The 23,745-nt window shown below is 49.8% G+C and carries 18 protein-coding genes; 11 read left to right on the forward strand and 7 right to left on the reverse strand.

The features are described 5' to 3' along the window. Positions 1-23: 23 nt before the first annotated feature. The 4 genes from IQ256_RS22020 to IQ256_RS22035 all read right to left on the reverse strand — a co-directional run bounded on the left by IQ256_RS22020 (position 24) and on the right by IQ256_RS22035 (position 4,574). A complete protein-coding gene (locus tag IQ256_RS22020) occupies positions 24-875 on the reverse strand; it encodes an ABC transporter ATP-binding protein (protein WP_370623519.1) in 852 nt (283 codons plus the stop codon). A 53-nt stretch (positions 876-928) separates the two neighbouring features. Further along, positions 929-1,768: a nitrate ABC transporter permease gene (gene ntrB / locus IQ256_RS22025; protein WP_193857845.1), complete on the reverse strand. Its 840-nt coding sequence runs from the start codon at positions 1,766-1,768 to the stop codon at positions 929-931. A gap of 65 nt (positions 1,769-1,833) precedes the next feature. Beyond that, positions 1,834-3,468 carry a CmpA/NrtA family ABC transporter substrate-binding protein gene (locus tag IQ256_RS22030; protein ID WP_228025158.1) on the reverse strand — a complete coding sequence of 545 codons (1,635 nt, stop codon included), beginning with the start codon at positions 3,466-3,468 and terminating at the stop codon, positions 1,834-1,836. A gap of 239 nt (positions 3,469-3,707) precedes the next feature. Then, positions 3,708-4,574, reverse strand: a complete 867-nt coding sequence (locus IQ256_RS22035) for a helix-turn-helix domain-containing protein (RefSeq protein ID WP_228025159.1) — start codon at positions 4,572-4,574, stop codon at positions 3,708-3,710. A gap of 206 nt (positions 4,575-4,780) precedes the next feature. On the opposite strand from IQ256_RS22035, the gene IQ256_RS22040 reads away from it, so the two are divergent. Beyond that, positions 4,781-5,968 carry a PAS domain-containing sensor histidine kinase gene (locus tag IQ256_RS22040; protein ID WP_193857846.1) on the forward strand — a complete coding sequence of 396 codons (1,188 nt, stop codon included), beginning with the start codon at positions 4,781-4,783 and terminating at the stop codon, positions 5,966-5,968. Positions 5,969-6,100: 132 nt separating this feature from the next. Beyond that, a complete protein-coding gene (locus IQ256_RS22045; protein WP_193857847.1) occupies positions 6,101-6,571 on the forward strand; it encodes a nuclear transport factor 2 family protein in 471 nt (156 codons plus the stop codon). Positions 6,572-6,680: 109 nt separating this feature from the next. Here the strand turns inward: IQ256_RS22045 and IQ256_RS22050 are convergent, their stop codons facing one another. Next, positions 6,681-7,562: a nucleoside monophosphate kinase gene (locus IQ256_RS22050; RefSeq protein ID WP_193857848.1), complete on the reverse strand. Its 882-nt coding sequence runs from the start codon at positions 7,560-7,562 to the stop codon at positions 6,681-6,683. A gap of 80 nt (positions 7,563-7,642) precedes the next feature. Between IQ256_RS22050 and IQ256_RS22055 the strand changes: the two genes are divergently transcribed. From IQ256_RS22055 to IQ256_RS22070, 4 genes are all read left to right on the forward strand, one after another. Further along, positions 7,643-8,269, forward strand: coding sequence for a TenA family transcriptional regulator (locus tag IQ256_RS22055; protein WP_193857849.1), 627 nt, complete (start codon positions 7,643-7,645; stop codon positions 8,267-8,269). Between the two features lie 296 nt (positions 8,270-8,565). Further along, positions 8,566-9,105 carry an Hsp20/alpha crystallin family protein gene (locus tag IQ256_RS22060; RefSeq protein WP_193857850.1) on the forward strand — a complete coding sequence of 180 codons (540 nt, stop codon included), beginning with the start codon at positions 8,566-8,568 and terminating at the stop codon, positions 9,103-9,105. Between the two features lie 111 nt (positions 9,106-9,216). Continuing rightward, positions 9,217-10,008 carry a TrkA C-terminal domain-containing protein gene (locus IQ256_RS22065; protein ID WP_193857851.1) on the forward strand — a complete coding sequence of 264 codons (792 nt, stop codon included), beginning with the start codon at positions 9,217-9,219 and terminating at the stop codon, positions 10,006-10,008. A gap of 75 nt (positions 10,009-10,083) precedes the next feature. Next, positions 10,084-15,468, forward strand: coding sequence for an ATP-binding sensor histidine kinase (locus IQ256_RS22070; RefSeq protein ID WP_193857852.1), 5,385 nt, complete (start codon positions 10,084-10,086; stop codon positions 15,466-15,468). A 66-nt stretch (positions 15,469-15,534) separates the two neighbouring features. Here IQ256_RS22070 and IQ256_RS22075 read toward each other — a convergent pair whose 3' ends face one another. Both IQ256_RS22075 and IQ256_RS22080 read right to left on the reverse strand, forming a co-directional pair. Further along, a complete protein-coding gene (locus tag IQ256_RS22075; RefSeq protein ID WP_193857853.1) occupies positions 15,535-16,785 on the reverse strand; it encodes an NAD(P)/FAD-dependent oxidoreductase in 1,251 nt (416 codons plus the stop codon). Positions 16,786-16,861: 76 nt separating this feature from the next. Then, on the reverse strand, positions 16,862-17,239 hold the full coding sequence (locus IQ256_RS22080; protein ID WP_193857854.1) for a DoxX family protein: 378 nt from the start codon (positions 17,237-17,239) through the stop codon (positions 16,862-16,864). Between the two features lie 720 nt (positions 17,240-17,959). On the opposite strand from IQ256_RS22080, the gene IQ256_RS22085 reads away from it, so the two are divergent. The 5 genes from IQ256_RS22085 to IQ256_RS22105 all read left to right on the forward strand — a co-directional run bounded on the left by IQ256_RS22085 (position 17,960) and on the right by IQ256_RS22105 (position 23,590). Further along, on the forward strand, positions 17,960-18,721 hold the full coding sequence (locus IQ256_RS22085; RefSeq protein ID WP_193857855.1) for an aspartate/glutamate racemase family protein: 762 nt from the start codon (positions 17,960-17,962) through the stop codon (positions 18,719-18,721). Then, positions 18,718-20,157, forward strand: a complete 1,440-nt coding sequence (locus IQ256_RS22090) for an amidase (RefSeq protein ID WP_193857856.1) — start codon at positions 18,718-18,720, stop codon at positions 20,155-20,157. Before IQ256_RS22085 ends, IQ256_RS22090 begins: the two co-directional genes overlap by 4 nt. A gap of 310 nt (positions 20,158-20,467) precedes the next feature. Further along, complete coding sequence (locus tag IQ256_RS22095) at positions 20,468-21,562, forward strand: extracellular solute-binding protein (protein ID WP_193857857.1); 1,095 nt, start codon at positions 20,468-20,470, stop codon at positions 21,560-21,562. A 49-nt stretch (positions 21,563-21,611) separates the two neighbouring features. Next, the gene (locus tag IQ256_RS22100; RefSeq protein WP_228025160.1) at positions 21,612-22,274 is read left to right on the forward strand and encodes a flavin reductase family protein; all 663 of its coding nucleotides are present in this window, start codon (positions 21,612-21,614) and stop codon (positions 22,272-22,274) included. Positions 22,275-22,441: 167 nt separating this feature from the next. After that, a complete protein-coding gene (locus IQ256_RS22105; RefSeq protein WP_193857858.1) occupies positions 22,442-23,590 on the forward strand; it encodes an ABC transporter ATP-binding protein in 1,149 nt (382 codons plus the stop codon). Positions 23,591-23,745: the final 155 nt, after the last annotated feature.

Consider the following 23,745-nt stretch of genomic DNA (forward strand, 5'->3'; position numbering starts at 1 on the left):
CTACAAGGCCGGAGCGGGTTACCCTAGATCCGTGATGCTTCCACCGCCTGAGTCTCTCGGAACAAATGCCGTTCCATCTCAGACTTGAGCGCATGATAAGCCGGATGCTGATCGATGGTTTCGCGGTTTCGCGGACGTGGAAAAGGCACCTCCAAAATCTCATCCACCCGCGCCGCTGGCCCTCTCATCATCATCACGATCCGATCCGACAGCAGCAAAGCTTCTTCAATACTGTGCGTAATCATAATCACCGTCTTCCGCTGCTGCTCCCAGATTCGCTCCACCTCACTTTGCAAAAACCCCCTAGTCAGCGCATCGAGCGCTCCAAAAGGTTCATCCATCAGCAAGATTTGCGGATCGATTGCCAGTGCCCGAGCAATCCCTACCCGCTGCCGCATCCCGCCCGAGAGCTGATGCGGGTGCTTCTTTTGTGCGCCTTCTAGCCCGACTAGCTGAATATTCTCTTTGATCCGGCGAGTCATCTGCTTGGATGACAGCTTCGGGTATACCGTTTCTACCGCAAAGCGAATATTTTCTTCAACACTCATCCACGGCATCAGCGCATAGTTTTGAAACACCATGCCTCGATCCGGGCCCGGACCATGAATCGGCTGATTATTTAGCAATATTTCTCCACTGCTAATATCAGAGAGTCCCGCAATCATATTTAGCAGCGTAGATTTACCGCAGCCCGAAGGCCCAATAATAGAGACAAACGTATTGGGCTCGATGTCTATGCTGATATCCTCAATTGCTGTAAAGTCTCGCGTGGTTTTGCGCGACAGCTTGCTGAAAATATCCTGCTTGCCTTCAAATATCTTAGTCACATGGCGAATTGAAAGCTGCGCTGAGGGAACTTCAAGGTCAGGAGACACAGTATTACGCTCTGAAGAGTTAGACAAGTAGACAGAATTAACAGAGGTCATACTCATGATCTTCGACCAAATTCAACAAACTTCTCTAGTGCCGCGAATATGCTATCTAGAATCAGACCGACCAGGCCAATGATGAAAATAGCCACCAGGATATTAGGAATATACAGATTGTTCCACTCATTCCAAATAAAGTAGCCCAGCCCTGTGCCTAAGAGCATCTCAGCCGCTACAATCACCAGCCAAGAAATCCCCATGCTAATCCGCAAGCCAGAAACAATATTCGGTAGCGCCGCTGGGATAATAATCTTGAAAATAGTTCGTAGCCGAGAAGCACCTAGCGTCCTTGAAACATCTAAGTACTCAGGACTAACATTCGCCACGCCAAAAGCTGTATTAGTCAGCGTCGGCCAAATGCTAGAAATGAGAATGATGAATATTCCCGTAATCTCAGAGTCTCTAAAGATATAGAGCCCTAGCGGCAGCCAGGCTAAGGGCGAAACTGGCTTGAGCAACTGTACATAGGGATTGAACGCCTTGTACGCGATCGGTGAAATCCCAATCAAAATGCCCAGCGGCACAGCGATAATAGAAGCTAGCGTGTAGCCAATAGCAACCCGGCGCAGGCTAATCAACAGATTCCAGCCAATGCCCAAGTCGTTCGGCCCATTGTCAAAAAACGGGTGCGTTGACCACCACCACAGCTCTTGCAGCGTTTTTGATGCCGTTGGCATGCCTTTAGCAAACCAATTCATCCTAGCGCCTATCTCCCAAAATCCTAAAAATAGGGCTAGAGAGAGAATGAACAGCCCAACAGCCTGGACGTTCTGATTTTGCCAAAACGGCTCTTTATCCCTGGTGCTAATGTTATCTAGAGTTGCTTTGCTCGTAGTCACGCACTTAAACCCTCCATTGAACTAAATCCTCTACTACAGCTTGATTAAATCCTCAGCAGGCGCGTCTAAACTCCGTTCTTCTCTACCTGTTCTTTAACGTATTCACTAGGCGTAGCCGGATCGAAGGTGTCAAACTCCAGCTCTTCAGTTCGATAGATTTCAGCCGGTGGGTTTAACCCTACTTCCTGAGCTAGCTCTCTGGCTAAGTCAGTCAAGAAAACTTCTTCGCCGATAGTGTCGTAGCTGTCGTCAGTAATCTCTTGTGCCGCTTTGCCATCTCCTTGCAAGTCCCATCGCACTAGCTGTGAAGAGATCCAGTTGGCGAAGCTCTGCCAGGGATAGGGATCAAAGTCAATTCGATCGGGAATATTTAGCGTATTGCCTAAGCCGTCTTCAAACTCGCCAGTGAGTACAGCTTCAACTACTTCAACTGGCTGATTGAGGAACGCCCGTTCAGAGATAGCCTGAGCAATCTCGACCCGATTGGCAGCGTCGCTAGCATAGCCTGCTGCTTCGATAATAGATTTGTTTAAAGCTCTAAAAGTGTTGGGGTTGTCGCTGATCCACTGGTCGCTGGCGGCAAAGGCGCAGCAGGGATGTCCTGGCCAAATATCCTTGGTGAGCTTGAAGATAAATCCAGCTTCTTCATAGACAGCCCGCTGATTGAAAGGATCGGGCATCAAATAGGCGTCGATATCTCCCGCAATTAGCTGAGCAATGCTGTCCGGTGGCGGCACCGAGCGAATCTTGACATCTACATCTGGGTCAATGCCGCCAGTCGCTAGATAATAGCGCAGCAGCAAATTGTGCATAGAGTAGGGGAAAGGAACCCCGATGGTGAAGCCCTTGAAATCGGCAGGGCCTTTGACCTGATCCTTGTACTTATTCGCAACCGTGATTGCCTGGCCGTTGATATTTTCTATGCTAGCTAGCTTAACGCCAAAGGCACCCGAGCCCAGTCCTAGCGTCATCGCAATCGGCATCGGCGCTAGCATATGATAGGCATCGAGTTCTCCTGCGATCGCACTATCCCTTACCGCCCCCCAGCTAGGCATCTTTACCACTTCTGCATTAAACCCATACTTCTGATAGAAACCCAGCGGCTCCGACATAATAATCGGCGTCGCGCAGGTAATCGGAATAAAGCCAATCCGCAGATCCGTTTTCTCTAAACCCGACGTATCTACAGGTTCACCATTGTCGTTGACTGCTAAATCAGACGCTTCTTTAGGGTTTGCACAATTCGTCAAAGTGACCAGTGCCGCACCGATGGCTACATTGCGAAGAAACTCCCTACGAGTTGCCCCACTAGTTCGAACGCTATCTGCAAAGAACAGACCAGCCTGCGGGCCAAAAGCAGCTGCAAAAGCGTTTTCGATACCCCCAGCCTGTTTCGCCAGCGCTAGCACCAGCTTTTCTCGCTTTGGATCGCCTTTGCCCGCAGATTTTAGCAACAGCGTCTTACGCAGTTCATAGGTGTTTAGCTTATCTGCAACAGTAAGCTGCTGATCTTTGTAAAGTCCCATTTTCACCAGATCGCTCACCATATCCAATGGATCGCTCGGCATAGTTTGCATAAACTCCCAGTGGCTCTGGGATAGATGCGTGCCTCCACAGACGCTGCAGCCTGTTTGTGAATTGGTGAGCAGATTCCCGCGATTGAGACTATGTAGCACTTGTTGCCTACGTGACGAAGCCATAAATTTATTCACCTAAAACGAGCGAAAGACCAGTCTTTCAATTTCTGTTGTTCTCTAATTACTGCCAGTAATATATAGGCTGAAAGAGAGCACAAAATAGGACAATACCAGGAACAAAATAGGACTTTTTCGCTACTCCCAAGCGCTAGGCTGTCGTATAGTTACGGTTGTTACAAAGTAATCTTCTCATTCGTTACAGTTGTTACTAAATCAAACTGTCAGTAGATTTAGATCAAACCCTACAAATTACTTCGCCATGCTCTAGGCGTCACCCCGTGTAGCTTTCTAAATTGCCGAGTAAAATATCCAGGATCGGCGTATCCGCTCTCTTCTGCAATTTGCTTGATAGAGTGTGCCGTATCCTCTAGCATCCGGCGAGCCTGTGTCATTCGCCGCTCAGTAATCCAGCGCTTGACCGTTTTCCCTGTGTGGCTTTGAGCAAGACTTGTTAGATAGGCAGGTGTGTAGCCAGCCGCTTGAGCAACATCGTTGAGGCTAATCGGCTGCTGATAGTGACTATCAATGAATTGAAAAACAGGCGACAGCTTCGGGCAATCAGGAAAAATCTCAGAAAAAGCGAAGGGTGAGATAGATACCTCGTTAGCAAGAGAATGACTGCGATTCACGCTGCGCTTAATCTCCTTACTGCGCTGAAGTCGAGTGGTAATCGCACTCAAGAACTGTTCAACCGTGCAGGGTTTCGTCAGGTAATCATCTGCCCCTAACGCCATACCACGCCGCAGATCTTCCATCGTCACCTTCGCAGTCAGAAAGATGAAAGGAACTGACAAAAGAAGTTTATGTTTCCTCAGAGTCGTTAGCACCCCGTAGCCGTCCATCGCTGGCATCATAATGTCGCAGACAATCAGATCAGGCATTCTTTGAGTCGCTAGCTCAATACCTGTTTCACCATCTTTTGCCCCAATCGCCTTAAAATTCTCAAAGGTCAAGCAGCGTAGAAAAATTTCTCTAGTTTCGTCCTCGTCTTCGATTACAAGAATTTTAGTTTGCATTGTCTTCCACCTGTCTTGACCATACTGTCGCCGTTGGTAGTTACCTGACTGAGTCAGACGGATTCTATCGGCAGCAGTCGTATGAAACTGCATTCATCAACTTGATCTACTTTGCCACTATCACTCAATTTGCCGCCCTCACACGGAGCTACGAACGGCGGTAGTATACTCTCAGCAAAGTGACAGACGCTCTTAACATGCAACACCTGTTTCTATATAAGTCGCTATTTACACAGCCTGTGGTGTAAATCATCACAGTATTTACTGCCACTACGATCAAAATCTAGATTGCTCACTCTATGCCTAATCACTCAGAACATGCTGAGCTAGCCGCACTCAGACGCCAGTATCAGCTTATCCTCAACGCAGTCGGCGAAGGCGTGTACGGCCTTGACCTAGAGGGCAACGTTACGTTTGTAAACCCGGCTGCCGCCGCCATGATTGACTGGGACATGAAAGAGCTAATCGGGCAGTCCATGCACCGCGTGCTGCATCATTCTCATCTTGACGGCACTCACTACCACAAAGAATCTTGTCCAATCTATGCAGCCCTGCACGATGGCAGTACCCACCGCGTCACCAGCGAAGTCTTCTGGCGAAAAGATGGAACCAACTTCCCAGTAGAATACATCAGCACGCCGCTGCGAGACGAGCAGAAGCAGGTGATCGGCGCAGTCGTCACCTTTCGTGACATTACTCAGCGAAAATGGGCTGAAGCCGTCTTGCAGCAAACAAACGAGGATCTAGAAGAGAAAGTGCGATCGCGCGCCGCCGAACTATACACCGCCAACGAACACCTGCGAGAGCTGAGCGCGCTAAAATCTCGCTTCGTTTCAATGGTCTGCCACGAATTTCGCAATCCCTTGAACAATATTGCGCTCTCTGTCTCTTCTCTAGGCCGCTACGACGAAAAGATGTCTCAAAGGCAAAAACAAGAATACTTATCTGGTATCGCCACCAACGTTGAGCGGATGACCCATATGATTGACGATATCCTGGTTTTAGGCAAGCTTGAAGCCAAACGTCTAGCTCTCAGCCCTCAGCCCGTTGATTTAGTAGAGTTTTGTCGTCAGCTACTGCAAGAAACACAGCCCCACCAGAGACAGCTAAAATTCATCGGCAGATTCAAATCTCTAGTCGCAGAAATCGATCAAACTTTACTGCGTTCTATCCTTGGCAATATCTTATCCAATTCGATCCGCTACAGCCCTGTAGGTAGCTCGGTGCGGCTATCGCTGTGTCAGCGAAAGCACCATGCCATCTTTCAGATCAAAGACCAGGGGCTTGGCATCTTACCAGAAGACTATCCCCATCTGTTTGAACCATTTCATCGCGGCAAAAACGTCAGCAACATACCAGGAACAGGGCTAGGGCTAAGCATCGTCAAACAATTTGTGGCCCTTCAACAAGGAGAAATTAAAGTTGAGAGCGAGCCAGGCGTAGGCACCACCTTTAAAGTCAGACTGCCACTATCACCTCGCGGCTAATGAACTGACGGAGCGAGCAGCTTACTTGTAAAAATCCTGTTTCTCCAAAAGATAATCCTACGCCAAGAGTCGTGTAATCTGCGTAAATAGAGCTGTGTCACCCGTACAAGGTATACCTTCTCAAAAAATACCATGTCATCCCCAAAACTCGTTCCCCCATTTACCTTTGAAACCGCTACCCAAAAAGTACGCATGGCTGAAAACGCCTGGAATAGCAAAGACCCCCAAAGGGTCTCCCTGGCCTACTCAAAAGACAGCCACTGGCGCAATCGAGCCGAGATTATTCAGGGAAGAGACGCCATTCGTGCTTTCCTAGAGCGCAAATGGAACAAAGAATTAGACTATCGGCTAATCAAAGAAATGTGGGCCTTTGGCGAGAATCGCATTGCCGTTCGGTTTCAATACGAGTGGCACGACGACTCTGGGCAGTGGTATCGCGCCTACGGTAACGAAAACTGGGAATTCGATCCAGAAGGACTGATGGCTCGTCGAGAAGCCAGCATTAACGACATGCCCATTCAAGAGTCCGATCGTCGCTTTCACTGGCCAGCCACAGCCCCTAGACCTGACGATCACCCCGGCCTGATCAATTCTCCTGTTTAGCTCTCAGCTGGCTTTCTACCTCACCATCCTGTCCACTGTAAGCCACTGAAGAGAAACTGTCTTTCTCCATAAAACAAGGTTGTCAAAGGAGATAGAGATATCGAAGACTTCACAAAAGGCGAATCATCGTATCGCTATAAACTTTATAGGGCTTAACGCCTCTCAAAGTCTCCATTAGCTCCCCTGCTTTGAAAAACATCACCGAAGGCATTCCTTTTAGCTCAAAGCGTTTGGCTACCTGCCGATTGTTATCAAAATCCAGCTTCACGACCGTAGCCTGGTCGCCATACTCATCTGCCAGTTGATCGATCAGCGGCGACACCAGCTTGCAAGGGCCACACCAAGAAGCAACACAGTCGACCACCAGAAAAGGTTCCTGTGCAATCAGCGCATCCAACGCCGCCTCGTCTTTGATAAAGCGAGCAGAGCCAGTGTCCGCCTCACCTAGCCGAGCTAGATCGTAAGTCACTTCAGCCGCAGAGCGACTGCCGTTGATCATATGCAAGCGCTCAGCGTAATACCCCAGCAGCGGCGCGCTTTGTTCTTTATAGTTTGTAATCCGTTCGCGGATGGTCGATACAGACTCCCCGCTCTTTTTTCGCGGCAGCAGACGATTGATCAAAATGCCAGTTGTTGCTTTGATATAGGCAGCTTCTGCGGTAGGTAATCCAAACTTTGACATCAGCTCGTCTAACGCCTTGGCTTGATCTAGCGATCGCGGAAATCCTGCCAAAACCCACCCTTTTAGCATCACATCTGGCTGCTCAAATCGCCTACGCAGTAGTTTCATCATCAGCTCGTCCGGCACAGGCTCTTCTTTGTCTACAAACCCACGCGCCTGCATGCCAACTTCGCTACCGTTTTCAATCGCCGCTTGCAATAGCTTGTCAGCCAAAATAGCAGGCACCTGCCAGCGCTCAGACAGTGCGATCGCCTGCGCCTCTACATCCGCACCCGGCGGCCCCAAAAGAATCAGCTGCAAAGAGTCCATAATACTCACAACGTTTGCTATACAATTATCCACGCCCCGCGTAAAAGCCCTCGGCTAGCGCCCAAGCCCCTACCTGCGACATGACCGCCCTTACCTGTGCAACCCTGCTCTCGAATCATCCCCAAGCCTGGCAATCAGCAACGGTTCATCCCTTCTTGCAAAACTGCCAGCAGGGCACCATCACACCCGATCAGTTTAATACCTGGCTTGTTCAAGACTATCTATTTGTTACAGAATTTACCCGCCTAGCCGCCCAGCTACTAGCCGCCGCACCAGTATCTCATTTTGATACCCTGCTCAGTGGTATGGCCGCCCTCAAAGACGAACTGCTATGGTTTCAGGCCAAAGCCACAGAGCGATCGCTATCTTTATCCGCCGCTCTCCAGCCCACCTGTCAAGCCTATTGCGAGTTCATGCAATCGCAAGCCACCCAGCCCTACGCCGTCCAAGCCACGACATTCTGGGCCATCGAACTCGCCTACAACCAGGGCTGGCAAACCCACAGCCCCATGCCCGAACCCTACACAGAATTCGCCGACCGCTGGGGCAACCCTGGCTTCACCGATTACGTCAGGCTCCTCGAACAGCAGGCTAATGCAGCGCTCGCTACCGCAGACACAACAGAACAAAAACAAGCAGAGCAAAGTTTCTTAAAAGTTGCCCAGCTTGAAAAAGACTTCTGGCAAATGGCCTTTTTAGCAGAATAGTTGAACGCTGAAAAGTCTTGTCCTTTAGCTGATACTCACGGCATCGGTCTTTTACTGCAAAGACTGTTGTCTGCCCGTTAAACCAGCTTGTCTCTGTTAGCTTCTCTCCATTACTAGAAGCGACCGCACATCACACTCACTAATTAGAAAAACTTAATACTCTTTATAGCTTTAGATAGATTTTACTTCTTCAGTGAAAAGACAATATTTTTATAGAGGTGCTTAGAGGCTGCAAGGGTTTTAGGCATCTTCTTGACTAGTAGATCCTCATTGAATTGAGAAGGAGAAGACACATTATGGCGATTGTACGATGGGACCCGTTTAGAGAAATGATGTCTTTGCAGCGCGAGATGAATCGCCTGTTCGATGACATCTCTACCCGTGAGAACAATCAATCTTCTATGTCTGGTCGATCTATGAGCATGATGCCGCTAGCAGAGATGGAAGAGAGCGACGGCAAAATTCATCTAAAGCTAGAAGTTCCTGGTATGAATGCAGACGACATTGATATTCGAGTCACCAAAGAAGCCGTGATGATCAACGGCGAGCGCAAGACCGAATCGACCTCCGAGCAAAACGGTCAGCGTCGCTCCGAGTTCCGCTATGGTAGCTTCAGCCGCACCATCCCTCTGCCAGAGCCCGTAGATAACAGCAACGTCCAGGCAGAATACAGAGATGGCATCTTGACGCTAGATCTACCGAAAGTCGAAGACAACTCTAACAAAGCGGTAAAAGTAAGCCTAAGCGGTGGCTCCAGCAACACTCAGCAGATAGCTGCTGGCGAGAGCAGCTTTACCAGCATGAGCGAGTCACACAAAGAAGAACAGACAGCCTAGCGAAACATTCTGTACAGTCTGTGCAGAAGTTCTCATTCTGCACAGACTTAGATATCTAACAAATCAAACAGTATAGAAATAAGCAAAGCTTTGTTTCTCGGAGGTACACTCTTGGCAGCTTTAATCTCTGTGCTGGCAACTGTTACGCTCTCTCTTCTGATCACCCGAATTGCCAGCGAAGCAATGGTACTCACGGGCCTTTCTGCACAAGCTGCTCAGTTTCAGGCGCGTTCTGCTTTTACTGGCGCAGGTTTCACCACCAAAGAGTCAGAGCAAGCGACTAACCATCCTGTCCGTCGGCAGATCATTATGTGGCTGATGCTGCTAGGGAATGCAGGCATTGTAACGGTAGTCTCTTCCCTGGTGCTGACCTTTGTCTCATCTACGGGTTCTGGGCAGACCTTTTCTCGACTAGGTTTGCTCGCAGTAGGCTTTCTTGCTTTATGGGCGATCGCAACCGATCAAGCCTTCAATCGATTCCTGACGTGGTTAGTGCAGTGGGCCTTACAGCGCTGGACTCAGCTAGACGTGCGCGACTACGCCAGCCTATTGCGTCTGAGCAAAGACTATACGGTTTCCGAACTACACGTAGAAGCAGGTACGTGGCTAGCCAATAAACGCCTAGAAGATCTTCAGCTAGGAGCCGAGGGCGTCGTGATTTTAGGCATTCAGCGCCAAGATGGAATTTATGTCGGAGCGCCACAGACAAAGACACTAGTCGTCCCAGGCGATCTGCTGACACTGTATGGGCGCAGTCGTGTGGTGAAAAATCTAGATGCTCGTTTAGGGGGAGCTTCAGGCGAAAAGTCTCACGAAGCAGCGATCGCAGAGCAAAAAGCTGTCGTTGATCGAGAGACCTTGACAGACATCACATCCGCAAATCAATTCCAGCAAATGAGTTGACCTAGAGAAAGATTGACGATCGGATCTTTAGGGAATTTTAGATTGTTAGAAATTAGATGTGGCGCTGAATCTACAATGACTACTGCTCAAGACGTGATCACAGGCTATGACAACCTAGAATTGATGTATACAAGCGATCACACCCAAATATACAAAGCTGTAGACGCCGACGCCAACCCCATCATACTCAAAGTTTTAAGAAACCAACATCCCAGCATCGAAGAGCTGCTGCGCTTTCGCAACCAGTACACGCTAGGCCAGCAGCTAGATCATCCTGGCCTCATTCCCATGGGAGCGCTAGTACCCTACGGCAACAGCCAGGCCCTAGCAATGGATGATGTCGGCGGCCAGTCGCTAGCTCAACACATCAAACAGCAGCCGTCTAAAGTTCTACCGCTGACCACCGTTCTTTCTATCGCCATCCAGATAGCTGAGATCTTGCACTATCTCGGACAGCGGCGCGTCATTCATAAAGACATCAAACCTGCCAACGTCCTGATCAATCCTGACAGCAATCAGATCTGGCTAATTGACTTCAGCATCGCCTCGTTGCTGCCAAAAGAAACACAAGAAATCAAGAATCCGACCGGGCTAGAAGGGACGCTAGCCTATCTCGCGCCTGAGCAGACAGGACGGATGAACCGAGGCATCGACTACCGGGCTGACTTTTATTCGCTAGGCGTAATGCTGTTTGAGCTACTAGCTGGAGAGTTGCCTTTCACCCAAAGCGATCCAATGTCGCTAGTGCATTCCCACCTCGCCAAGCAGCCACCTTCTATCTGTGAAATCGCCGAAGACCTTCCTGCAAGCGTAGGCGCGATCGTTCACAAGCTCATGGCTAAAAACGCCGAAGACCGCTATCAGAGCGCCCTAGGTCTCAAGCATGACCTAGAAACCTGCCTGCACCAGCTTAAAGAAAAGGCAAGCGTTGAACCGTTCGAGATTGGTCAAAAGGATAGCTGCGATCGCTTCACCATCCCCGAAAAGCTCTACGGCAGAGAATCAGAGGTCGCCGCTTTGCTCGCCGCCTTCGATCGAGTCGCCGCTGGCCAAACTGAGATGATGCTGGTAGCCGGATTTTCTGGCATTGGTAAAACAGCCGTCGTCCGCGAAGTCCACAAACCCATCACCCGCCAGCAGGGATATTTCATCAAAGGCAAGTTCGATCAGTTCAATCGCAACGTCCCCCTATCGGCCTTTGTCCAGGCGCTAAGAGATCTGATCACTCAGTTGCTCTCAGAAAACGACCAGCAGCTAGCCCAGTGGCGATCGCACATTCTAGAAGCCGTCGGTGAAAACGGCCAGGTATTGATAGAAGTCATTCCAGAACTATCGCAGGTCATCGGCAGCCAGCCGCCCGTATCCGAGCTATCCGGCATAGCCGCCCAGAACCGATTCAATGCCCTGTTCCAGAAATTTATCGCCGTTTTTACAACCGATCAGCATCCCCTAGTGATGTTTTTAGATGATTTGCAGTGGGCAGATATAGCCTCCTTGCAGCTGATCAAACTGCTCATGCAAGACCAAGGTCATCTGCTGCTACTAGGAGCCTACCGAGACAACGAAGTCTCGCCGACGCACCCTTTCATGTTGGCACTAGATGAACTACACGAAGCAGGCACCAGCATAAACACTATCACCCTAGAGCCGCTGCTTGAAACTCAGGTAAATCAGATAGTGGCAGACACGCTAGGCTGTCAGCTTGCCGTCAGCCAGCCACTCAGCGAGCTGATATATCAAAAGACTCAAGGCAATCCGTTTTTCACAAACCAGTTTCTCAATGGTCTGTACAAAGCCGGTCATATTGCCTTCGACTACCGCACTAATACCTGGCAGTGCGACATCGTCCAGGTGCGATCGCTTGCCCTCACCAACGACGTCGTTGCGTTCATGGCAGATCGGCTACAGCAGCTGCCTTCGCACACACAAGAGATTCTAAAGCTAGCCGCCTGTATCGGTGCCCAGTTTGATCTAGATACCCTCGCTATCGTCTCCGAACAGCCGCAGACAAAAGTAGCCACCGCCCTGTGGAAAGCCCTGCAAGAGGGTTTTGTCATTCCCACCGCCGAAACCTACAAGCTGTTTCAGTCCGGCTCAGACGATGAGCAAACGCAGTTCGATATCACCGTTCCATACAAATTCCTTCACGACCGAGTGCAGCAAGCCGCCTACTCGCTCATCCCAGCAGATCAGCAGCGTGCCACCCATTTAAAGATCGGCAGACTGCTGCTAGCGCGGGTTTCGCCCAGCGATCGCGAAGAAAAGCTCTTTGATATTATCAGCCATCTCAACACAGGCAAATCCCTCATCTCCCAGCCCCTAGAGCGCACAGAACTCAGTCAGCTAAACCTAGCCGCAGGGAAAAAGGCAAAAGCTTCAACAGCTTATAGCGCCGCAGTTGACTACTTTACAACGGGCATCGAGCTACTGCCAGAAGACTGTTGGCAATCGCATTATGCCCTCACCCTCAACCAACACGAATCTATGGCCGAGGCGCTGTACCTAGACGGCGACTTTGAGCAGCTAGAGACAATTGCCAACACCTTGCTCAGTGCCACCCGTTCACTGCTAGACCAGATTGCTACATACGAGATTAAAATCCAAGCCCACATCTCTCAAAACCAGATGACAGAAGCCGTTCAGCTCGCATTGAACGTGCTTCGACAGCTTGACATCCGTATACCAACTGCGCCAAACAAAGCCCGCACGTTGCTAGATCTAGCCAAAAACAAGATAATCCTTGCTGGCAAATCAATGCAGGATCTTGAAAACCTGCCAGCAATGAGCGATCCCAAAAAGCTAGCGGCGACGCGAATACTAAGCAGCAGCCTATCAGCGGCGTTTATTGGCGCGCCCAATCTGTTCCCCCTATTGGTATTCCAACAGGTCAACCTCTCGGTTCAATACGGCAATACGCCGCTATCTGCCTTTGCCTATGCCTGGTACGGCGCTATTTTATGCGGCGCGCTCACCGATATCGATGCGGGCTACGAGTTTGGCCAGCTCGCCCTAAAAATGCTTGAAAAGTTTCCAAATCCAAGCATCTACTGCAAAACTACTTTCGTCGTGGCAAGTTTTGTTGCCGCCTGGAAATATCCGCTCAAGCAAACCATCCCTCGACTCCACGAAGCCTACGCCAGCGGTATTGAAACAGGCGATCTAGAGTACGCCGGCTGGACTGCAACCCTGTGGGGAATACACAGCTACTGGATGGGTAAAACCCTGATCGATATGGATAGGGGCCTGCAAAATTATGCCGCCGCCGCCGTTCAACACAAGCAAACCAACGCCGTTGTCTATCTCAATATTCACCGTCAGGCCGTCTTGAATCTGATGGGACAATCTGACCAGCCACAGCTTCTAGAAGGTGCTTGCTATTCCGAAACTGAAAATGTAACAGCTCAAAAGGCTGCGGGCGATCGCACCGGCCTTTTCTTCTCGTACCTATATCAGCTGCACATGCGCTACTTGTTTAACGACTTTGCCGGCGCTTTAGCCACCGTAGATAAGCTAAAGCCTTATGAAGAAGCAGGCATGGGGCTGATCAACAACGTCCATATCTACCTATTCGATTCACTAACTCGCTTGGCACTTTACGACCAGTCGCCTAAAGCTGAGCAGGCGGCGCTGCTGCGTCAGGTCGCTAGCAACCAGAAAAAGCTCAAGCGGTGGGCGCACTTTGCCCCGATGAATGTACGTCACAAATTCCATCTAGTAGAAGCTGAAAGACAGCGCTGTTTAAGCAACTATCAAGCGGCGGCTGATCTCTATAACGAGGCGATCGCAGGCGCTATGGAAAACGTCTACATCCAAGAAGCCGCCCTAGCCAACGAACTAGCCGCCAAGTTCTACATCGCTTGGGACAAGCCAAAAGCAGCGGCAGGATACTTGCAAGCCGCCCACGGTGCCTATGTTCTATGGGGCGCAAAAGCAAAGACAGATCAGCTAGAAAGCGCCTACCCCGACTTGCTAGGATCGATTCTACGACAGAGCGCATCGCCAAACCTAAGGTCGTTCGATACCGTCTCAAATACCCAGTCTATCAATCTGTCTAGGCAAGCGCTTTCTACCCAAACCCTAAACGAAGCCCTTGATCTAACCGCCATTCTAGAAGCGTCTCAAAGCCTTTCAAGCACCATGTACCTAGATGAGTTGCTAGGCCAGCTCGCGCAAATTGTGCTGCAAAATTCAGGCGGCGATCTCTGTACGCTGGTATTGCCAGATGCTGACAATAATTGGCGAGTTGAGGCGATCGCCACCCCTGAAGCAGTAAAGCTCTGCTCAGAGCCGCTAGAAAACAACCAGCAGCTACCAGCAAAGCTAATCCACTACGTCAAAAATACGCGCGCGCTCGTCTTGATCGACAACCTCAAGACCGATTTACCCGTACTAGATAGCTACACCGCTCAAAAGCAACCCAAAAGCTTGCTTTGCCTACCCCTACTCAACCAGGGCCAGCTCATCGGTCTGCTGCATCTAGAAAACCAGCTAGCTAGCTACGTATTCACCCGTCAGCGCATTCATCTACTAGAATTTCTCTGCACCCAGGCCGCCATCTCTCTAAAGAATGCACAGCTCTACCAGCGCTCTCAAGCCTATGCTCAGCAGCTAGAAACCTCGCAGATACAGCTCGTCAAAAACGAGAAGATGTCCGCCCTCGGCAACCTAGTCGCTGGCGTCGCCCACGAAATCAACAACCCCGTCAGCTTCCTAAAAGGCAACATTTCTCCTGCCAAAGACTATATCAGCGACCTGTTTGGCCTAATTGATCTCTTGCTAGAAGAAATACCAACGCTGAGCGAAGACATTGAAGAAGAGATAGAAGAAATCGACCTTGACTTTATCCGTAAAGATCTACCCGACCTCATAGGATCTATGCTGCTAGGCGTTAATAGAATCGAAAATATCAGCAACAGTCTGCGTACTTTCTCGCGAGCAGACAAAGACGAAAAAACAAAATTCTACCTACACGAGGGCATTGATAGTACGCTACTGATTCTCAGACATCGCCTCAAAGATAATGAGCAGCGCCCAGCGATAGAAATTATCAAAAATTATGGTGATTTGCCCATGGTTCAATGCTTTCCTGGCCAGCTCAACCAGGTGTTTATGAACATTCTGGCAAACGGCATTGATGCCATCGATGAGACCCTTCAAAACAAATCATTTGCCAAAGCAAAAGAATGCTCACATCACATTACGATCACGACAGGTTTATCAACAGATAGCACTCAAGTCTACATCAGCATTCAAGACAGCGGCGCAGGCATTCCAGAAGCCGTCAGGCAGCGGATCTTTGACCATCTCTATACCACCAAAGCCGTCGGCAAAGGCACCGGGCTAGGGCTGGCGATCGCCCAGCAGATCATCACCGAGAATCACAGTGGCAGCATCTCCGTCAGCTCCGAATCTGGCGCAGGCACCACCTTCACTATCACACTGCCAGTAGCAGAAGCATAGCTAAGACTCTAGCGCTTCTCAAAATACAGAACTCAACAAAAGCAGGCCAACACCCACGCCCGCTGCTTATGAACGAATAGTCAACCGGATTGCCCGATCGCTCAAAGCGTAATTTTGTACCCAACTCAGCAGCACCAGCAATCGGTTGCGAAACCCCGGCAGATATACCCCATGCACCCCCAGCCACATCAGCCAGGGAACAAAACCAGTCAGCAGCACCGGCCCGATTTTTCCCACGCCACCATAGCCACCAATAATGGCTAGTCTGCCCTTGTTGAAATAGCCAAACGCTTTGAGAGGCCGCCTACGAATCTGTTTCTCCAAGTTCTTAGCGACCGTCACGCCTTGCTGTAGTGCTTCTGGGGCAACCCCGCTCAACGGTTTACCATCTTGCTCTACATACGAGAGATCGCCAATAGCATAGACATTGTCATAGCCCTCTAACTGTAGCGTAGAGCGTACCTTTAGCTTTTGCTGGCGTTCTTTTGCGCTCATAGCTGTCCCTTCAACCACCGCCGCCTCTAACCCAGCCGCCCAGATCACCGTCTCTGTCATTCTCTCGTGCCTATCACCAGTGTCTTCTTCAAAAACAACAGAATGTTCAGCGACGCGGCTTACCTTGGTATTAAAGAAAATTTTGATCCCCAGCCGCAATAGCTTCCGAGTCGTATACCGACCCAGTCGAGCGGGCAGGTTTATTAGCAAATTATCACCAGACTGCACCAGAATGATCTGAACCTCTCGCCAGTCTAGTCCCAGATAGTCTCGTTTGAGCGATCGCACCAGCTCTACCAGAGCCCCGGCCATCTCCACGCCCGTAGGCCCGCCCCCCACAATCACAAAGGTCAACAGCGCTTTTCGCCGCTGACTATCTAGCGTTCGGCTTGCCTGCTCAAAGCACTCAAAAAAGTGGTTTCGCAGGGCGATCGCATCTTCTAGGCTCATTAGCGGCATTGCATAATCAGCCGCTCCTTCGACGCCCAAAAACCGAGGCCGACTTCCCATCGCCAAGACCAGATAGTCATACGTAACCATCCCGCCAGATGTTTCTACCATCTGACCTTCAAAATCGACCCGTCGAACCTCAGCCTGCATAAACCGTGCCCGCTGCCGCCCTCTCAAGATGGTTCGCACCGGATAGGCAATCATCTCTGGTGCTATTTGAGCGGTAGCTACCTGATAGAGCAGCGGCACAAAAGTGTTGTAGTTATTTCGATCGATTAGTAAAACATCAGCCCCACTCCTTGCCAAAGACTGCGCCGTCTGCATTCCACCAAAACCTGCGCCCGCGATTACCACCTTGGGCCGTTTGCTCATTCGCCGATTCTGTCTAATCAAACTATTCCTGCGCTGTTGTCTGTACGCTCGTAAGAGTAGCCTTCGGGGCTCAGTACTATGCTGACATTCCCTTATCCATACTGATCCGACCTGGGCCTGTGTATATCACCATCAGCAGCCCACCGATCAAGCCTACATTCTTGAGAAAGCTGTTGATCTGACTCGGATCGGCCAAAAAATTGTGAAAAACCAGCGAAGCCGGAATCAGAAACAAAATCAGCAGCGTCGCGCCAATTTTAACCTTATAGCCAAGAACTAGAAAAATAGCGCCGACCAGCTGAAAGACAATTGTCCCCACCGCTAGCAGCCCTGCCAAAGGCAGCGTTTGGCTGATTGTATCGACAAGGCCCGGAAAATCCAAGAGCTTGTTGATCCCTGAGTTCAAAAAGATTAGTGCTAAACAAATGCGAGCGGCTAGAGGCAAATACTGCATAACAATACTTCGTGGATACTAAGAAGTTGGGAAGACACAAGTATTGTAGTTTTTCCGCCCGAAAGAAAAATTAGCGTAGGATAAATCTGTTTATTTTTATGCTCACTTTAAGACTTAATCGAATCAAAAATAGTCTAAACCCTACACGAAGTAGACACCATACGAGACCTTCCCTCAAAACTATATTCAATCGTCAGCGCTTGACTAGACCCTCGACAGGCACACGCGCATCAACTGAGAGTGAAGTTAAATTCTTATGTTGAGACTTAATTGGCTCTTTTTTGGTCTATTTTTAAGACTTGTCTGCGCCATAATAATACTAAAGTTGTTTCTTGTTTTCGGCAGATTTAATAGGCTTCAAGAACAACAGCGTCACGATGCCTGGAACGACGCAGTTAGCCCTACATCGATACTGGGCAAAGCCATTCGCTCCATCCTCTAATTTAGATCCCTCACCTCGGCAACACCTTCGTTTGGTGGCTGAGCGTAACCGAGGATACAGCTTTCTAAAAGGCCACCTGTAAAAATATGCATAAGTAAGATTGAGCTTATAAAGCCGTACAAAGTTCCATTTAGAGATTGCCTACATTATCCTGCGAGCCTTTTTACCGCTCTAGCTGCCGTTGCTCAAGTGGCTGAGGTCAAAGACTATAAGATACTAAATGGTCAGCCTCTACGAGACAAGTTAACAGCGCTTTCTGAAGACTTATTTGGAGAAAAATGGGAAAAAGTGTTCTACTCGGCATGTTGACCCCCTCTTCTAATACGACATTAGAACCTGTTACAGCGTCAATCTTGCAAGATGTAGATAGCGTTAGTGCCCATTTCAGTCGGTTTCGAGTTACCGAAATATCACTTTCTGAAGCCGCGTTAAAGCAATTTGACGATCGCCCGTTGTTAGCAGCAGCTGAGCTACTTGCGGATGCCAAGGTAGATGTAATTGCTTGGAATGGAACTTCGGCTAGCTGGTTAGGGTTTGAAAGAGATGTGCAGTTGTGCGATCGCATCCAATCAGCCACGGGCATTCCAGCGACAACTTCTATACTGGCAATCAACGAATTATTTCAGCGGCATCAAATTGTTCATTTCGGCTTGGTTACACCGTATCTAGAAAATGTGCAAAACAAAATCGTGCAAAACTACCAACAGGCTGGGTTCAACTGCGTTGCCGAGCAGCATTTAAACCTATCAGTGAACTTCTCATTTGCCGAGGTAGCCGCTGATACGATCGATCAACAAATTAAGGCAGTAGCACAGGCCCATCCGCAAGCCATCACAACAATGTGTACTAACTTGCGTGCCGCGCCGCAGGTAGCTGCACTAGAGCGCGTTCTAGGCATTCCTATCTACGACAGCATTTCGAGCGTCATTTGGAAATCTCTATCTATAGCGGGTGTTGACCCAAGTTTAGTTCAGGGCTGGGGTCGGCTATTTACAGGAATAGAAATATCATCAGGAAACACCACAAAACTTGAGCAATGAAGCCACTCTACCAATGGTCTGCTACCGAGCTGCGACAGAAACTTAACTGTAAAGATATTAGGGCTACTGAGATTGTTCAAAGCTGTCTGCAGCAAATTGAACAGGAGAACGAGCGGTTAAAAGCTTTTATCACCACATGTGCAGAGCCTGCATTATCCACAGCACAAGCTATTGATGAAGCTCGCAGCAAAAAGACACCGTTGGGACCGCTATCAGGTATTCCCTTCTCTGCAAAAGATTTGACGCCGACTGCCGGCATTCGTACCACGCTCGGCTCTTTGCTTTATCGAGACTGGATACCCGTTCAAGATGAGCTCTGCGTGGCGAGGCTAAAACAAGCAGGTGGTGTGCTTATGGGCAAGACCAATACACCGGAATTTGGGCTGGGCGCTCATACCAACAATCCGCTATATGGACCAACGGCTAACCCTTACGACTCCACTCGCAGCGCTGGCGGTTCTAGTGGCGGCGCAGCTGTTGCGATCGCCACAGGGATGTGTGCATTGTCGCAGGGTACTGATATGGGCGGTTCTGTTAGAACGCCTGCTAGCTTTTGTGGCGTCGTCGGTTTACGACCTGCAGCAGGACGGATTCCACGACCTCGCAAACCTCTTCTATATGATGTTCTTGATACCGACGGAATTATTGCTCGCACCGTTGAAGACACAGCCCTCATGCTGTCTGTGATGGCAGGATGGGATGCCGGCGACCCGATGGCGATCGCCGGTTCCTGGTCGCTGCCGTCTTTTGGCCCAGACACTATCGATCAGCTCATGGGCAAGCTTCGAGTGGGCTTTAGTGCTGATTTAGGAATCGCTACAATCGATTCGCAAGTTAAGGCAGTTTTCAAAAAAGCCGTTGAACAGCTTTCTACAATCTGCGATGAATTAGTTCCTGAACATCCTGACTGCTCAATGGCACCCGCCGCTTTTGAGACACTGCGGGCAGCGTTGCTCTGGTACAAGCAAAAAAATCATTATGAAGCTCACTACGACCAACTCACCGATACCGTTCGTTGGAATGTCGAACGTGGAAAGGATCTCACTGCGTTTGACATTCTGACCGCAGCGGCGCAGCGCGATCAGCTCTACCGCAACTTTCTTTCTTTCTTTGAAACTCACGATGTTTTAGTGACAGTGAGTGCCTGTATACCTCCTTTTCCGCACAAGCAAGCAGAAATATTAAGCGTGAATCAGACACCATTAAAAAATATCATCGATTATCTCACTATCACTTATACGATATCCTTAACCGGGCTTCCTGTACTCTCCATACCCTGTGGCTGGACGCCAACGGGCTTGCCGATTGGAATGCAGCTTATTGGCCCGCCACAAGGAGAAACGCTGCTTTTACAGTTTGCCTATATGCTGCAAGAAACGCTGAACTTTAGTCATCGGTGGCCCGCAGAGTTTAATGCTCGTAATAAGACAACCTAGTAGAATTCTACTCTTGATCGCATCTTAAGAAGACATTAGTTTGGAATGTTGTTTAGTATACAGAATCACTAGTTATGGAGTGTTACATACTGTATATAGATTGTATACAAGAGTTTCAGAACTTTAGCTTGGAATTTTTTCGGATATTGCTGCGGTTCTGAGGTGGGGGGTTGCTCATTCAGAATTGTTGCCTGACGGCTAGAAGGCTTGAGTTTCAGTAGGGTTGAAAATGCTTGAGAACCAGTGTTCTTAGTCAACGCTCTTGAAATTATTTTTGACAGCAGATTTGTAGAAGAAGGACTGACATAGCATGAATCAACGATTTATCAATCGCTTATCTCGCCGTTCTGTATTAGGAGCAGGCATGTTTCTTGGGACAAGCTGGGCACTCAAGGCTTGTAATGCTACTGTTAGCTCGGATACTGGCGCTGCAGGTGGAGATTTAGTCGTAGCCTCTTTCCCCGGCACGACGGACGCGGTGATACGAGAAGAACTAGCGCCCGTAGTCGCAGAGAAAGCGGGAATTGATGTGAGCGCTCAGCCGCTGCTAGCCTTTGAACAGATTGCACGAGTAAAAGCTTCTCCCGAAAATCCGCCGTTTGATGTGTTGTTGTTAGACGACGGTCAAAATGCGGTCGCCGTTGAAGAAGATTTGATTCAACCCTTCCCAGCAGATCAGGTTCCCAACGCTAGCGACGTGAATCCGGGCTTCCTAAAAGAGGGCGGATTAGCGCCGGTTTTCTTTGCTCAGGGCATTGTGATGGCTTACAACCCTGAGAAAGTATCGACGCCCCCGACCTCTTGGGAGGCTATGCTTGACCCTAATCTGGATGCTCAGCTCGGTCTGGTGAGTCTAAATAGTATTCTCGGCACCTCTTTTATGGTCGAAATGGCCAAGGTTCTAGGGGGCGGTGAGTCTAATATTGAGCCAGCTTTTGAAGCCGTCAGTGAAATGCTGCCTAGAGTCAGCGGTGTCGCCGCTAACCCCGGAGCTTTGCTTACCCTGTTCCAGCAAGGAGAAGTAGATGTCTCACCGATGTGGCACAACGATGTACTGACTCTAGCCGAACGCGGCGTACCGGTTGCGATCGCGAAACTTGATTCTGGTGTTGCGGTGGCTCGCTACAGCCTTGATGTAGTTCAAAATCCCACTGCTGGGTTGGATTCAGCTTTGGCCTATGTCGATGCGATGCTCAGCCCTGAGGCCCAGGCGGCACTCGTTGCTGCGCCTTACTTCTATATCCCCAGCAACGATACTGTAGAGCTTCCGCCTGCACTCGCTGAAGCAATGGGTATTGAGTCTGTAGGCGATTTTATTGCGATGTCCCATGGGCTAGACTGGGCCACCATTAATCCCCAAAGGGCAGAGTGGATTGAGCGATTCAATCAGGTTGTCCAAGCCTAGCTGTTGTTTAGGCTTGTTGTTCAGGTTTGACTACCTAAATTTTGGCACGATGACCTTCTCTTCTTCCTTACGCTCTCCTTCTCTAAAGATGCTTTCCCTAGTCACCGCAGAAATGGAACCCCCAGCGCCTTATCACCTGCTGACTAGCGTGGTGGCACCCAGGCCAATTGCTTGGGTATCTACCATTAGCGCCGAGGGAATCTCCAACATCGCGCCATATTCATTCTTTAATGCCGTAGCCGGATTTCCCCCCACGATCATGTTCTCGGTGTCTTATCGTCGCCGAGAACCCAAGGAAAAAGACACGCTACGCAACGTTAAAGCAGTAGGAGAATTTGTCTGTCACGTCGTCGATGAAGCACTCTGTGGAGAGATGGTCAAAACGGCGGTAGACTTGCCTCGCGATATGAGTGAATTTGAGGCGACAGGTCTAGAAACACTACCAGCAACAGAAGTTAAACCGCCGAGGCTGAAAGATGCCCCAGTTGCTATGGAATGCAAGGTGACTCAGATTGTGCCGGTAGAGGGTGCCACCAACGTAATGGTGCTGGGTCAGGTGCTACGGTTTCATATTCGTCAAGATTTATACAGACAGTCTTTAGGGTTAGTCGATACGGTTAAGATGCAGCCGATTACTCGGCTAGGTGGCCCCGTAGAGTACACCAAAATCGGTGAGTTAATTCATCTATCGACACCGCAGAACTTAGCCTGACTTCGCGCGGCTAGTGTTGCGCGGTTAAGTCGAGTAGCCGATTTTAAATTCGATAGTTATCTCAATAGTTACATCAACGATTTGATCCAGCTGCGACTACGATTCTCTAAAAATTCCACGCTTCTTTAGCACTTCCGCGCTTCTCTACCCTTTAGGAGACTGAGCTCATGCAATCTGTTCAAACCGTTCAAGCCACTGTTCCTAAAACCACCCGCTCAGATTTGGGCAGCGACTCGTCCCACAGTCTTTCTCTATCTCAGGTGATGCATCAGTTTGGTTCCTTTGTAGCACTCAAAGACATCAACTTAGACATTCGCCCTGGAGAGTTTGTTTCACTTTTGGGACCGAGCGGCTGCGGTAAGACCACATTGCTACGGATTATCTCTGGATTTTTGACCCCCACCGCTGGCAGCGTGCTGATCGACGGTATGTCGGTAAAGGGACTATCCCCTAGCCAGAGGGGGACAGGCATTGTGTTTCAGAACTATGCGCTGTTTCCTCATATGAGCGTGTGGGACAACGTTGCCTATGGTCTGCGGGCCGCCGGTAATCGCTCTCGCAGCCAAATTGCCAATCGGGTGGGCGAAATGCTCAACATGGTACAGCTGAATCCCCTAGCCAAGCGGGTGCCTAGTGAGCTTTCGGGCGGGCAGCAGCAGCGAGTGGCACTCGCCCGCGCCCTAGCGGTAGAGCCTCGCATCATGCTGCTAGATGAACCTTTTAGCGCCTTGGATAAAAGTCTGCGCCTGGATATGCAGATCGAAATTCGCCGCATCTTGAGCGAACAAGACATTACCGCCATCATGGTCACCCACGACCAAGAAGAAGCGATGAGTATGTCTGATCGCATTGCCGTCCTCTCTAGCGGCACTATTCACCAGTTCGACACCCCTACCAACCTATATGACCAGCCTGCCACGAACTTCGTTAGCTCCTTTGTAGGCACCTGTAACCATCTGCCCGCAGAAGTCTTGGGCCGCGCTGAGGGAGGCTACCAACTCAGCGTTCCTGGCGGTGAACTAATGATCACGAGCGATCGCCCTCTATCCCGGCGCGAAAAGATCACCCTTGCAGTGCGTCCTGAAAATTTGCAGGTGCAGTCTCAGCGCGATCGCACTCCCCCTGTCACCGTCACTGGCACCGTCACCATGTGCCTACCGCTAGGCTCGCTGCTGACCTATGACGTTCGCCTAACCGACGACTGCCATGTCAAGATCACCCAGACTCGCGCGATGGGAACTCAGGCGCTAAAGTCTGGCGATCTCGTCCACCTAGCTCTCGTCGATCCTCAGGCTTGTGTGGTATTCCCAGCTTAGAAATCGCCCCCTAGCAGTTCTAAGCCAGCAGTAGCTCCAGGCAAGCAAAAGATATTCGAGAAAAAGAAACCAGAAAAAACAGAGTCGAGAAAAAAGGTCAAATAATAGGGTTCTACTTATGAGAATCAGTCAACTGCTTCAGCCCAAGTCAGGAC

Source organism: cf. Phormidesmis sp. LEGE 11477 (assembly GCF_015207105.1).
In the GTDB taxonomy this organism is placed as follows: domain Bacteria; phylum Cyanobacteriota; class Cyanobacteriia; order Phormidesmidales; family Phormidesmidaceae; genus Phormidesmis.